Here is a 13,120-nt window from a genome sequence, read left to right as displayed (position 1 = left end):
CTGTGCAGGGCCCGAGATACCGCTACCGACGAAAATCAGAAGCGGTAGTGCGAGAACGCCTTGTTGGCTTCGGCCATGCGGTGCACTTCCTCGCGCTTCTTCATGGCGGAACCGCGACCTTCGGCGGCTTCCAGCAGTTCGCCGGCGAGGCGCTGGGCCATGGACTTCTCGGCACGCTTGCGCGCAGCTTCGCGCAGCCAGCGCATGGACAGCGCCATGCGACGCGACGGACGCACTTCGACCGGCACCTGATAGTTGGCACCGCCCACGCGACGGCTCTTCACCTCGACGACCGGCTTCACGTTGGCAACCGCTGCCGCAAAGACCTCAAGCGGGTCCTTGCTGGACTTGGCGGCGATGTTCTCGAACGCACCATAAACGATGCGCTCGGCAACCGACTTCTTGCCGGACTGCATGATCACGTTGATGAACTTCGAAACATCCTGATTACCGAATTTCGGATCGGGCAGGACTTCGCGCTTGGGTACTTCACGACGACGCGGCATGGCAACCTCTAGCTAAATTTCTGTGACCAACAATCAGGCTTTCTTCGGGCGCTTCGCACCGTACTTCGAACGCGACTGCTTACGATCCTTGACGCCCTGCAGATCGAGGGAGCCGCGGACGATGTGGTAGCGCACACCCGGAAGGTCCTTCACACGACCACCGCGGATCAGGACCACCGAGTGCTCCTGCAGGTTGTGACCTTCGCCACCGATGTAGGAGATGACCTCGAAGCCATTGGTCAGGCGAACCTTCGCGACCTTACGCAGCGCCGAGTTCGGCTTCTTCGGGGTCGTGGTATAGACACGGGTGCACACACCACGCTTCTGCGGGCAAGCGTCCAGCGCGGGAACCTTGCTCTTGGTCGCTTCCATCTGGCGCGGCTTGCGGACAAGCTGATTGATTGTTGGCATAGCTTAAGAATTTCCCAAAAGACCGAGGCAGCCCACCGCGGGCCGCCTCGGGCGGATTATTCCGGCTGCAACCGACTACGATTGGTCGGTCTACAAAAAGAGGCCGGAGTTTATGCCGAGGCCGGCGGCAAAGTCAACTGGCCTCGATGTCCTGCTGCGTTTCGACAACCTCTTCCACTGCGGACCAAGCGTGACCGGCGCCGAGATCCACGCCTTCCTCCTGAGCCTTGCGGCTGCGGTGATAGGCCAGACCGGTACCGGCCGGGATCAGGCGGCCGACGATGACGTTTTCCTTCAAACCACGCAGCTCGTCGCGCTTGCCCATGATCGCCGCCTCGGTCAGCACCCGCGTGGTTTCCTGGAACGAAGCAGCGGAGATGAACGAATCGGTGGAGAGGGACGCCTTGGTGATGCCCAGCAGCACGTTTTCGTAATGCGCCGGCAGCTTGCCCTCGCCATCGACGCGATCGTTCTCGTCGAGCACTTCGGAACGTTCGACCTGTTCCTCGCGGATGAACTTGGAATCGCCCGGGTCGGTGATGACCACGCGGCGCAGCATCTGGCGAACGATCACCTCGATGTGCTTGTCGTTGATCTTCACGCCCTGCAGTCGATACACGTCCTGCACTTCGTCGATGATGTAGCGCGCGAGTTCATTGATACCCTGCAGCCGCAGGATGTCGTGCGGATCGGCCGGACCGTCGACGATGAGCTCGCCCTTGTTCACCACCTGACCATCGTGGACCATGAGATGCTTGTCCTTCGGGATCAGGAACTCGTGCACGTTGCCGTCGGGCTCGGTGATCACCAAGCGCTGCTTGCCCTTGGTCTCCTTGCCGAACGACACCGTGCCGGTGTACTCGGCAAGCAAGCCCGCGTCCTTCGGCGAACGCGCTTCGAAGAGCTCGGCAACGCGCGGCAGACCACCGGTGATGTCGCGCGTCTTGGCCGATTCCTGCGGGATGCGCGCCAGGATGTCGCCGACGTTGATCTGCTGGCCGTCCTTCACGGTGATCAGCGAACCGACCTGGAAGGTGATCGCCACCGCGTGGTCTGTCCCGGCGATCTTCACCTCCTCGCCGCTCTCGTCCAGCAGCTTGACCTGCGGGCGCAGACCCTTGGCCGCACCGGTGCTGGAACGACGCTTGGAATCGATCACCACCAGCGTCGACAGACCCGTGACTTCGTCGATCTGCTTGGCGACCGTCACGCCCTCCTCGACGTTCTCGAACTTCACCGTACCGGCGTATTCGGTCACGATCGGGCGGGTGTGCGGATCCCACGAGGCCAGTTGGGTGCCGGCCTTCACCGAGGCGCCGTCGTCGGCCATCAGCATGGCGCCGTACGGCAGCTTATGGCGCTCGCGCTCGCGGCCCATGTCGTCGGCCACCACGACTTCCGCCGAGCGCGCGATGACGACCTTCTCGCCCTTCGCGTTGGCCACGTAGCGCATGTTGCCGGCGAAGCGGACGGTACCGCCCGACTTCGCCTCGACGCCGCTCGCCGCCGCCGCCCGCGACGCCGCACCACCGACGTGGAAGGTACGCATGGTGAGCTGCGTGCCCGGTTCGCCGATCGACTGCGCGGCGATGACGCCCACTGCCTCGCCGACGTTGACCATCGAACCGCGGCCGAGGTCGCGGCCGTAGCACTTGGCGCACAGTCCGTAGCGCGTCTCGCAGGTGAGGGGCGTGCGCACCTTGACCTCGTCAACACCCAGGCTTTCGATCAGTTCGACCGCGTCTTCGTCCAGCAACGTGCCGGCCTCGATCGCGGTTTCCTGGTTATCCGGATTGACCACATCCTCGGCGCAGACGCGGCCCAGGATGCGCTCACGCAGCGGCTCGACGACTTCGCCGCCCTCGATCAGCGCCTTCATGGCGAAGCCGTCGCGCGTGCCGCAGTCGTCCTCGATGACGACCAGGTCCTGCGTGACGTCGACCAGGCGGCGCGTCAGGTAACCCGAGTTCGCGGTCTTCAATGCGGTGTCGGCCAGACCCTTACGCGCGCCGTGCGTCGAGATGAAGTACTGCAGGACGTTCAGGCCTTCGCGAAAGTTCGTGGTGATCGGCGTCTCGATGATCGAGCCGTCCGGCTTCGCCATCAGGCCGCGCATGCCCGCGAGCTGGCGGATCTGGGCGGCGGAACCGCGCGCACCCGAGTCGGCCATCATGTAGATGGAGTTGAACGATTCCTGGCGGACGTTCTGTCCGTCGCGGTTCACGACATCCTCCGAGCCAAGCTGCTCCATCATCGCCTTGGCAACCTGGTCGCCGCAGCGGCCCCAGATATCCACGACCTTGTTGTAGCGCTCGCCGTCCGTGACCAGACCCGAGGTGTATTGCTGCGCAATCTCCTTGACCTCGGCCTCGGCGGCGCGGATGAGCTCGTGCTTCGCGTTCGGCACCAGCATGTCCTTGACGGCAATCGAGATGCCCGCACGGGTCGCCAGGCGGTAGCCGAACTGCATCAGCTGGTCAGCGAAGATCACCGTCGCGCGCAGCCCGCAGCGGCGGAACGAGGCGTTGATGAGCTTGGAGATTTCCTTCTTCTTCAGCGCCTTGTCGATCACGCTGAACGGCAGGCCCGCCGGCAGGATCTCGGACAGGATGGCGCGCCCAGCAGTCGTGTTGTAGCGCGTGATGCGCTCGATGCGCTCGCCGTTGGGGCCGAGGTCAGCCTCCTTCAGGCGCACGGTGACACGCGCATGCAGAGCGATCTGGCCGGACTCGTAGGCGCGCTTGACCTCGCCCACGTCGGTGAAGATCATGCCCTCGCCGGGCACATTCACCCCCTCGCGGGTGGCGTAGTACAAGCCCAGAACGATGTCCTGCGACGGCACGATGATCGGCTCGCCGTTGGCGGGAGACAGCACGTTGTTGGAGGCCAGCATCAAGGTGCGGGCTTCCATCTGTGCTTCCAGCGACAGCGGCACGTGGACGGCCATCTGGTCGCCGTCGAAGTCGGCGTTGAAGGCGACGCAGACGAGCGGATGCAACTGGATCGCCTTGCCCTCGATCAGCACCGGCTCGAAAGCCTGGATGCCGAGGCGGTGCAGCGTCGGCGCGCGGTTCAGCATCACCGGGTGCTCGCGGATCACCTCTTCGAGGATGTCCCACACCACCGGCTCCTGCGACTCCACCATCTTCTTGGCCTGCTTGATGGTCGTGGCCAGACCCATCAGCTCGAGCTTGTTGAAGATGAAGGGCTTGAACAGCTCCAGCGCCATCAGCTTGGGCAGGCCGCACTGGTGCAGCTTGAGTTGCGGACCGACGGTGATGACCGAACGGCCCGAGTAGTCGACGCGCTTGCCCAGCAGGTTCTGGCGGAAGCGGCCGCCCTTGCCCTTGATCATGTCGGCGAGCGACTTCAGCGGACGCTTGTTGGCGCCCGTCATGGCCTTGCCGCGGCGGCCGTTGTCGAGCAGCGAGTCGACGGCTTCCTGCAGCATGCGCTTCTCGTTGCGCACGATGATGTCGGGCGCCTTCAGTTCGAGCAGGCGCTTGAGGCGGTTATTGCGGTTGATGACGCGGCGGTACAGGTCGTTCAGGTCGGAGGTGGCGAAGCGGCCGCCGTCCAGCGGCACCAGCGGACGCAGGTCCGGCGGCAGCACCGGCAGCACTTCGAGGATCATCCACTCGGGCTTGATGCCCGACTGCTGGAAGGCCTCCAGCACCTTCAGGCGCTTGGAGAACTTCTTGATCTTCGCTTCCGAGTTCGTGGTTTCGAGGTCGCCGCGCAGACGCTCGATCTCGAGGTTCACGTCCAGCGTGCGCAGCAGCTCGCGGATGCCTTCGGCGCCCATCACCGCGTCGAAGTCGTCGCCGTACTCCTCGACCTTGGCGAGGTAGTCGTCTTCGGTCAGCAGCTGTGCGCGGTTGAGCGGCGTCATGCCCGGCTCGACGACAACGAAGGCCTCGAAGTACAGCACGCGCTCGATGTCGCGCAGGGTCATGTCGAGCACCATGCCGAGACGGCTCGGCAGGCTCTTCAGGAACCAGATGTGGGCGACCGGCGAGGCGAGCTCGATGTGGCCCATGCGCTCACGGCGCACTTTCGACAGCGTCACTTCGACGCCGCACTTCTCGCAGATCACGCCACGGTGCTTGAGGCGCTTGTACTTGCCGCACAGGCACTCATAGTCCTTCACCGGGCCGAAGATCTTGGCGCAGAACAGGCCGTCACGCTCCGGCTTGAAGGTGCGGTAGTTGATGGTCTCGGGCTTCTTCACCTCGCCATAGGACCACGTGCGGATCTTGTCCGGCGACGCGAGGCCGATGGTGATGGCGTCGAACTCTTCCTCGTTCGGCAGGGTTTGCTTGAACAGGTCAGCGAGCAGGCTCTTCATGTATCACTCCATCCGGGAGGCGGCATCGTGTGCCACCCCCGCGGGATTCATTCGCAGGCGAGGGTTTGCGGTTTCCCGTTCATTCACGATCGAGGTCGATGTCGATCGCGAGCGAGCGGATTTCCTTCACCAGCACGTTGAAGGACTCCGGCATGCCGGAATCGATCTTGTGTTCGCCCTTGACGATGTTTTCGTACACCTTCGTCCGGCCGGTCACGTCGTCGGACTTGACCGTCAGCATCTCCTGCAACGTGTAGGCCGCGCCATAGGCCTCCAGCGCCCACACTTCCATCTCGCCGAAGCGCTGGCCACCGAACTGCGCCTTGCCGCCCAGCGGCTGCTGGGTGACGAGCGAGTACGGGCCGGTCGAACGGGCGTGCATCTTGTCGTCGACCAGGTGGTGCAGCTTCAGCACGTGCTTGTAGCCGACGGTGACCTTGCGCTCGAACGCCTCGCCGGTGCGACCGTCGTACAGCGTGACCTGGCCGCCCACCGGCAGGCCGGCAAGCTCGAGCATCGCCGAGATCTCTGCCTCCTTCGCGCCATCGAAAACCGGCGTCGCGAACGGAACGCCCTTGCGCAGGTTCGCTGCCAGCTCGACAACTTCGACCTCGCTGAGTTCTGCGATGTTCTCGGACTTGCCGCTGGAGTTGTAGATCTTGTCCAGGAAGCCACGAAGCTCCTCGACCGCCGCCTTGGCGCGCATCATCTGGTCGATCTGCTTGCCCAGGCCCTTCGCCGCCCAGCCCAGGTGCGTCTCGAGGATCTGGCCGATGTTCATCCGCGACGGCACACCCAGCGGATTCAGCACGATGTCGAGCGGCGTGCCGTCTTCCATGTAGGGCATGTCCTCGACCGGAACGATCTTCGACACCACACCCTTGTTGCCATGACGGCCGGCCATCTTGTCGCCCGGCTGCAGGCGGCGCTTGACGGCCAGGTAGACCTTGACCATCTTCTGTACGCCCGGCGGCAGTTCGTCGCCCTGGGTGAGCTTCTTCTTCTTGACCTCGAAGGCCAGGTCGAAGTCCTTGCGGGTGTTCTCCAGGCCTTCGCGCACTGCCTCGAGCTGCGTCGCCAGCGCCTCGTCGGCCAGGCGGATATCGAACCAGTGGTAGAACTCGAGCGAGTCGAGGTATTCCTCGTTGATCTCGGCGCCCTTGGCGAGCTTCTTCGGACCGCCATTGGCCTTCTGACCCACGATCATGCGCTTGATCCGGGCGAACGCGTCACGCTCGACGATGCGCATCTGGTCGGCGAGATCGGTCTTGTAGCTGCGCAGGTGGTCATCGATGATCGACTGCGCGCGCTTGTCGCGCTCGATGCCTTCGCGGGTGAACACCTGCACGTCGATCACGGTGCCGACCATGCCGGACGGCACGCGCAGCGACGTGTCCTTCACGTCGGACGCCTTCTCGCCGAAGATCGCGCGCAGCAGCTTCTCTTCCGGAGTGAGCTGGGTTTCGCCCTTGGGCGTGACCTTGCCCACCAGCACGTCGCCGGCTTCGACCTCGGCGCCGATATAGACGATGCCCGACTCGTCGAGACGCGACAGTTGCGCTTCACCCAGCGACGCGATGTCGCGGGTGATTTCCTCCGGTCCCAGCTTGGTGTCGCGTGCGACGACAGTGAGCTCCTCGATGTGGATCGAGGTGAAGCGGTCTTCAGCGACGACGCGCTCGGAGATCAGGATCGAGTCTTCGAAGTTGTAGCCGTTCCACGGCATGAAGCCGACCAGCATGTTCTGGCCCAGCGCCAACTCGCCGAGGTCGGTCGAGGCACCATCGGCCACGACGTCGCCCTTCGCGATCAGATCGCCCACCTTCACCACCGGACGCTGGTTGATGTTGGTGTTCTGGTTGGAGCGGGTGTACTTGATCATGTTGTAGATGTCGACGCCGACTTCGCCCGGCAGGGTCTCGTCGTCGTTCACCCGGATCACCACCCGGTTGGCATCCACGTAATCCACCATGCCGCCGCGGCGAGCCTGCACCGCCGTGCCGGAGTCGACCGCCACGCGGCGCTCCATGCCGGTGCCGACGAGCGACTTTTCCGGACGCAGGCAGGGAACCGCCTGGCGCTGCATGTTCGCGCCCATCAGCGCGCGGTTGGCGTCGTCATGCTCGAGGAACGGGATCAGCGACGCTGCCACCGACACGATCTGACCCGGCGCGACGTCCATGTACTGGACCATGTCGGAGGTCGCCAGCAGGAATTCACCCTTGTGGCGGCAGGACACGAGGTCGCCGGCCAGCGCACCCTCGGCATCGATCTCGGCATTGGCCTGGGCGATGACGTACTGGCCTTCTTCAATCGCCGACAGGAAATCGATCTGGTCGGTGACCTTGCCGTCGACCACCTTGCGGTACGGCGTCTCGAGGAAGCCGTGACGGTTGGTGCGGGCATACACGGCCAGCGAGTTGATGAGGCCGATGTTCGGACCTTCCGGCGTCTCGATCGGGCACACGCGGCCATAGTGCGTCGGATGCACGTCGCGCACCTCGAAGCCGGCGCGCTCGCGCGTCAGGCCGCCCGGGCCGAGTGCGGACACACGACGCTTGTGCGTGATCTCGGACAGCGGGTTGGTCTGGTCCATGAACTGCGACAACTGGCTGGAGCCGAAAAATTCCTTGATCGCAGCCGAGATCGGCTTGGCGTTGATCAGGTCGTGCGGCATCAGGTTGTCGGACTCGGCCTGCGACAGGCGCTCCTTGACCGCGCGCTCGACGCGCACCAGGCCGGCGCGGAACTGGTTTTCGGCCAGCTCGCCGACCGAACGCACGCGACGGTTGCCCAGGTGGTCGATGTCGTCGATCTCGCCGCGACCGTTGCGCAGCTCGACCAGCACGCCGATCACCGCCAGGATGTCGTCATTGACGAGCACGCCGGGGCCATCCTCGCCATGCGCGCCGACACGCTCGTAGAAGCGCTTCAGCCAAGCGGGCGCCTTGTCGTCCATCTTCTCCGGATAGGCGCGGCGGTTGAACTTCATGCGACCGACGGTCGACAGGTCGTAGCGCTCTTCGGCGTAGAACAGGCCATTGAACAGGCCTTCCACCGCGTCCTCGGTGGGCGGCTCGCCCGGACGCATCATGCGGTAGATCGCGACCTTGGCGGCCCACTGGTCGGCGGTCTCGTCGATGCGCAGCGTCTGCGAGATGTAGCCGCCGCGGTCGAGGTCGTTGATGTACAGCGTGCGCAGTTGCGTCACGCCCGCCGTGCGCAGCTTGTCGAGCAGGTCCTCGGTGATCTCGTCGTTGGCGCGCGCGAGCACTTCGCCCGTCTCCGGATCGGCGACGTTGCTGGCGATCACCCGGCCAAGGATGAAGTCGTCACCGACCGAGATCGTCTTCACGCCGGCCTGGTCCAGCTCGCGGATGTGCTTGGCGGTGATGCGCTTGTCGCGCGCCACGATCAGCTTGCCGTCAGGCGCGGTGATGTCGAAACGTGCCACTTCGCCGCGCAGGCGCTCGGGGACGATCTCGAACGACACGCCCTCGGGCTGCAGCACGAAGTTGTCGAAATCGTGGAAGGTCTCGAGGATTTCCTCCGGCGTCATGCCGATGGCACGCAGCAGGATGGTCACCGGCATCTTGCGGCGACGGTCGACGCGGAAATACAGGTAATCCTTGGGATCGAACTCGAAATCGAGCCAGGAGCCGCGGTAGGGGATGATCCGCGCCGAGAACAGCAGCTTGCCGGAAGAATGCGTCTTGCCGCGGTCGTGCTCGAAGAACACGCCCGGCGAGCGGTGAAGCTGCGAGACGATGACACGCTCGGTGCCGTTGATGACGAAGGAACCGGTGTCGGTCATGAGCGGGATCTCGCCCATGTAGACTTCCTGCTCCTTCACCTCCTTGATCGTCTCCTTGGGGGCCTCACGGTCCATGATGACCAGCCGGACGCGCGCGCGCAGCGGCGAGGCGAAGGTCAGGCCGCGCTGCTGGCATTCCGTCACGTCGAAGGCTGGCTCGCCCAGCATGTACTGGACGAACTCGAGCCGTGCATTGCCACTGTGGCTCGAGATCGGGAAAATCGAGGTGAAGGCCGCCTGCAGGCCCTGGTTGCGCCGCGTGTCGGGCGGCGTTTCGGCTTGCAGGAATTCGGCGAAGGACTCGATCTGGGTGGCGAGCAGGAAAGGCGCATCGAGCACGGCCGCGCGCTTGGCGAAGCTCTTGCGGATACGCTTTTTCTCAGTGTAGGAATACGCCATGGATGCTCCGGCTAGAGTTCGAACATCAAAAAGACAGAACACAGCGCCCGATGGGCGGTAACGCTCTGGTCTGGCTTCCGATGCAGTCGGGTCGGTAAAAACTTCAATACAAAGCGCGAAAGGGCCGGCACCCCTAGGAGTGCCAGCCCCGCTCGAAAGGCGAGAATTACTTGACCTCGACCTTCGCGCCAGCGTCCTCGAGCTGCTTCTTCAGCGCTTCGGCGTCGGCCTTCGAGATGCCTTCCTTCACCGCCTTCGGCGCGCCGTCGACGACGTCCTTGGCTTCCTTCAGTCCCAGGCCGGTAGCGGCGCGGACGACCTTGATGACCTCGACCTTCTTCTCGCCGGCAGCGGTAAGGATCACGTCGAATTCGGTCTTCTCTTCAACCGCGGCGGCGGCAGCGCCGGCACCCGGGGCAGCCACGGCCATCGCGGCAGCGGACACGCCGAACTTCTCTTCGAACGCCTTCACCAGGTCGTTCAGTTCCATCACGGTCATGGCGCCAACGGCTTCCAGGATGTCGTCTTTGCTGATTGCCATTTCAAATCACTCCAGAATCGATACTTGTAAGAAAACGGTAGTTGCAGCGGTAGTCGTGGCGCGCGCTCAGGCGGCCGACTCTTCGCGCTGCTTGGCGAGCGCAGCCATTGCGCGAGCGAAGCCGGAAACCGGCGCCTGCATGACGCCCAGCAGGGTCGCCAGCAGTTCTTCGCGGCTCGGGATCGAAGCGAGCGCCTGCACGCCGGCCTTGTCGAGCGTCTTGCCCGCATAGGAACCGGCCTTCAGCACCAGCTTGTCGTTGCCCTTGGCGAAGTCGTTCAGCACCTTGGCAGCGGCGACCGGATCGGTCGAGATGCCATAGATCAGCGGGCCGGTCAGTTGATCGCCCAGCCCCTCGAACGGGGTACCGGCGATCGCGCGGCGCACCAGGGTGTTCTTCAGCACGCGCAGGTAAACGCCAGATTCGCGGGCCTTGGCACGCAGCGCGGTGAGATCGCCCACCGCAATGCCGCGATACTCGGCCACCGCGATCGTCTGGGCGTTGGCCACTTGTGCCGACACCTCAGCCACTACGGCTTTCTTGTCATCGAGATTGAGACCCACGGGTCCTTCCTCCTATCAAGTCAACACGCGAACCACTTGTGGCGATTCGCACCCACGGCGACCTGGATCAGGAGTGCGGCTGTGGCTCAACAAGAGCCAGCAGCCAGAATCCTGTTCTGGGCACACCGTCTGCGCAGGCCGTCGGAGACAATTAAACGATTGCCGGAGCAATCGCACCTGCGGTCTTTGACGATCCGCCCGGCAAGCAGCACCGGGACGGCCCAAAGTTCCTGCATGCCGGCCCGCGAACGGGCCGGCGTAATTCGATACGCGACGTCGCCGCCGCGCTCACGTCACGCAGCGTTGACGCTGCTCGGTTCGACGCGGACACCGGCGCCCATCGTGCTCGACAGCGCGATGCGGCGCAGATAGACGCCCTTCGCCGCCGCCGGCTTGGCCTTGACCAGCGCATCGATGAAGGCGGAGAGGTTCTGCTGCAGCGCATCAACCCCGAACGAGGCGCGACCGATGGTGGCGTGCACCAGGCCAGCCTTGTCGGTGCGGTACTGCACCTGGCCTGCCTTGGCGTTCTTGACCGCAGTGGCGACGTCCATCGTCACGGTGCCAACCTTCGGGTTCGGCATCAGGCCGCGCGGACCGAGGATCTGGCCGAGCTGGCCGACCACGCGCATGGCGTCCGGCGTCGCGATGCAGACGTCGAAGTTGAGGTTGCCGGCCTTGACCTGCTCCGCGAGGTCATCGAAACCGACGACATCGGCGCCCGCGGCACGCGCAGCTTCAGCCTTGTCGCCCTGGGCGAACACAGCGACGCGCACCGATTTGCCGGTACCGGCGGGCAGCACCACCGAGCCACGCACGACCTGGTCGGACTTGCGTGCGTCAACGCCGAGGTTCACGGCGACGTCGATCGATTCATCGAACTTGGCGGTCGCGCAGTCCTTGACCAGCGCCAGGGCTTCAGCCACCGGATAGGCCTGATTGCGGTCGACCTTGGCGCGCAGCGCCTGAACTCGCTTCGAAAGTTTCGCCATGATCAGAGGCCCTCCACAGTGATGCCCATGCTGCGCGCGGAACCGGCGATCGTACGCACGGCTGCTTCCATGTCGGCGGCAGTGAGGTCAGGCATCTTGGTCTTCGCGATCTCCTCGACCTGCGCGCGGGTGACCGAGCCGACCTTGTCGGTGTGGGGCTTCGGCGAACCCTTCTGGATGCCCGCGGCCTTCTTGATGAGGATCGTGGCCGGCGGCGTCTTCATGATGAAGGTGAAGCTCTTGTCCGCGTAGGCGGTGATCACCACCGGAATCGGCAGGCCCGGCTCCATGCCCTGGGTCTTGGCATTGAAGGCTTTGCAGAATTCCATGATGTTCAGGCCGCGCTGACCGAGCGCCGGGCCGATCGGGGGGCTGGGGTTGGCCTTGCCGGCCGGCACCTGCAGCTTTACGTAACCAGTGATTTTCTTTGCCATTGCGGCTCGCTCCTGTGTTGAGTGCTAGCGCACCGGGGTCGCCCCGGCGCTCCTCGCATCCCGTGCGTCATGGGGACGTCAACGGGCTGCAGCAGGCCTCGCGGCCTGCCGCCATCGCGCTCAGGTCTTTTCGACCTGGGCGAAATCCAGTTCCACCGGCGTGGCGCGACCAAAGATGGTCACCGACACGCGCAGCTTGTTCTTCTCGTAATTGGCATCCTCGACCGCGCCATGGAAGTCGGTGAAAGGACCTTCCTTGACGCGGACCACCTCGCCGATCTCGAACAGCACCTTGGGGCGGGGCTTCTCAACCCCCTCCTGCATCTGCTGCATGATCTTGTCGACTTCCTTTTCGGAAATCGGCGCCGGCTTGGTGGCGGTACCGCCGACAAAGCCGGTGACCTTCGGCGTGGACTTCACCAGGTGCCAGGTCTCGTCGTTCATTTCCATCTCGACGAGCACGTAACCCGGGAAGAACTTGCGTTCGGTGATGCTTTTCTGGCCGCCGCGCATCTCGACGACCTCTTCGACCGGCACCAGCACCTGACCGAAGGAATCCTGCATGCCCGCGCGGTTGATGCGATCAACCAGCGCGCGCTGGACGGACTTCTCGAAGCCCGAATAGGCGTGCACCACGTACCAGCGCTTCGTCATATCACTTCCATCCCAGAATGAGATCGTAGAGAACCCACTCGAGGCTCTTGTCGGTCAACCACAGGAAGACCGCCATGATCACCACGAAGGCGAACACCAGCCCGGTGGTCTGCACGGTTTCCTTGCGGCTCGGCCACACGACCTTCTTGGTCTCGGTGATCGCGTCACGCGCAAAATCGGCGAAGCGGCGGCCGGGCTCGGAAAACCACGCGACCGCGCCACCAGCGATGACCCCCGCAAGCACGGACAGCACGCGCAGCACCATCGCCTGCTCGGACAGCAGGTAGAAGCCGACCACGCCGGCCGCAACCAGTGCCAGAGCCAGCGCGAACTTCAACTTATCGGCCATCGGAAAGAGAAACCCGGAAAAATATGGCAGGGGCAGAGGGAATCGAACCCCCAACCTTCGGTTTTGGAGACCGACGCTCTGCCAATTGAGCTATGCCCCTGCAGCAGA

Annotated in this window: 10 protein-coding genes and 1 tRNA gene; all 11 read right to left on the bottom strand. The window is 64.1% G+C overall.

Going from position 1 to position 13,120, the window contains the following annotated elements; all coding sequences use genetic code 11:
• Positions 1 to 35: 35 nt before the first annotated feature.
• The 11 genes from rpsG to GH664_RS00130 all read right to left on the bottom strand — a co-directional run bounded on the left by rpsG (position 36) and on the right by GH664_RS00130 (position 13,112).
• The gene (gene rpsG, locus GH664_RS00180; RefSeq protein ID WP_153166141.1) at positions 36 to 506 is read right to left on the bottom strand and encodes a 30S ribosomal protein S7; all 471 of its coding nucleotides are present in this window, start codon (positions 504 to 506) and stop codon (positions 36 to 38) included.
• A gap of 33 nt (positions 507 to 539) precedes the next feature.
• Positions 540 to 917 carry a 30S ribosomal protein S12 gene (gene rpsL, locus GH664_RS00175; protein WP_153166140.1) on the bottom strand — a complete coding sequence of 126 codons (378 nt, stop codon included), beginning with the start codon at positions 915 to 917 and terminating at the stop codon, positions 540 to 542.
• A gap of 133 nt (positions 918 to 1,050) precedes the next feature.
• Positions 1,051 to 5,265 (bottom strand): DNA-directed RNA polymerase subunit beta', encoded by a 4,215-nt coding sequence (gene rpoC, locus GH664_RS00170; protein WP_153166139.1) that lies wholly within the window; start codon positions 5,263 to 5,265, stop codon positions 1,051 to 1,053.
• Between the two features lie 79 nt (positions 5,266 to 5,344).
• A complete protein-coding gene (rpoB, locus tag GH664_RS00165; RefSeq protein WP_153166138.1) occupies positions 5,345 to 9,478 on the bottom strand; it encodes a DNA-directed RNA polymerase subunit beta in 4,134 nt (1,377 codons plus the stop codon).
• Positions 9,479 to 9,644: 166 nt separating this feature from the next.
• Positions 9,645 to 10,019: a 50S ribosomal protein L7/L12 gene (rplL, locus tag GH664_RS00160; RefSeq protein ID WP_153166137.1), complete on the bottom strand. Its 375-nt coding sequence runs from the start codon at positions 10,017 to 10,019 to the stop codon at positions 9,645 to 9,647.
• Between the two features lie 66 nt (positions 10,020 to 10,085).
• Positions 10,086 to 10,583: a 50S ribosomal protein L10 gene (gene rplJ, locus GH664_RS00155; protein ID WP_153166136.1), complete on the bottom strand. Its 498-nt coding sequence runs from the start codon at positions 10,581 to 10,583 to the stop codon at positions 10,086 to 10,088.
• A gap of 293 nt (positions 10,584 to 10,876) precedes the next feature.
• On the bottom strand, positions 10,877 to 11,575 hold the full coding sequence (gene rplA, locus GH664_RS00150) for a 50S ribosomal protein L1 (RefSeq protein ID WP_153166135.1): 699 nt from the start codon (positions 11,573 to 11,575) through the stop codon (positions 10,877 to 10,879).
• A 2-nt stretch (positions 11,576 to 11,577) separates the two neighbouring features.
• Complete coding sequence (gene rplK, locus GH664_RS00145) at positions 11,578 to 12,009, bottom strand: 50S ribosomal protein L11 (protein ID WP_153166134.1); 432 nt, start codon at positions 12,007 to 12,009, stop codon at positions 11,578 to 11,580.
• Positions 12,010 to 12,129: 120 nt separating this feature from the next.
• Entirely contained in the window at positions 12,130 to 12,663 is a 534-nt protein-coding gene (gene nusG / locus GH664_RS00140; RefSeq protein WP_153166133.1) for a transcription termination/antitermination protein NusG, read from the bottom strand.
• A 1-nt stretch (position 12,664) separates the two neighbouring features.
• Positions 12,665 to 13,012, bottom strand: coding sequence for a preprotein translocase subunit SecE (gene secE, locus GH664_RS00135; protein WP_153166132.1), 348 nt, complete (start codon positions 13,010 to 13,012; stop codon positions 12,665 to 12,667).
• A gap of 24 nt (positions 13,013 to 13,036) precedes the next feature.
• Positions 13,037 to 13,112, bottom strand: a tRNA-Trp gene (locus GH664_RS00130).
• Positions 13,113 to 13,120 lie beyond the last annotated feature (8 nt).

The sequence above is a fragment of the Thauera sp. 2A1 genome, assembly GCF_009469595.2.
In the GTDB taxonomy this organism is placed as follows: domain Bacteria; phylum Pseudomonadota; class Gammaproteobacteria; order Burkholderiales; family Rhodocyclaceae; genus Thauera.
The sequence above is the reverse complement of the archived record's forward strand: the minus strand, read 5'-3'. Positions and strand labels throughout refer to the sequence as shown.

Excerpts from the sequence above, each read along its gene's own strand:
- rplL (WP_153166137.1), bottom strand. The coding sequence starts at position 10,019 with ATGGCAATCAGCAAAGACGACATCCTGGAAGCCGTTGGCGCCATGACC.
- rpoB (WP_153166138.1), bottom strand. The coding sequence starts at position 9,478 with ATGGCGTATTCCTACACTGAGAAAAAGCGTATCCGCAAGAGCTTCGCC.
- secE (WP_153166132.1), bottom strand. The coding sequence starts at position 13,012 with ATGGCCGATAAGTTGAAGTTCGCGCTGGCTCTGGCACTGGTTGCGGCC.
- rplA (WP_153166135.1), bottom strand. The coding sequence starts at position 11,575 with ATGGCGAAACTTTCGAAGCGAGTTCAGGCGCTGCGCGCCAAGGTCGAC.
- rpoC (WP_153166139.1), bottom strand. The coding sequence starts at position 5,265 with ATGAAGAGCCTGCTCGCTGACCTGTTCAAGCAAACCCTGCCGAACGAG.
- rpsL (WP_153166140.1), bottom strand. The coding sequence starts at position 917 with ATGCCAACAATCAATCAGCTTGTCCGCAAGCCGCGCCAGATGGAAGCG.
- rplK (WP_153166134.1), bottom strand. The coding sequence starts at position 12,009 with ATGGCAAAGAAAATCACTGGTTACGTAAAGCTGCAGGTGCCGGCCGGC.
- nusG (WP_153166133.1), bottom strand. The coding sequence starts at position 12,663 with ATGACGAAGCGCTGGTACGTGGTGCACGCCTATTCGGGCTTCGAGAAG.
- rpsG (WP_153166141.1), bottom strand. The coding sequence starts at position 506 with ATGCCGCGTCGTCGTGAAGTACCCAAGCGCGAAGTCCTGCCCGATCCG.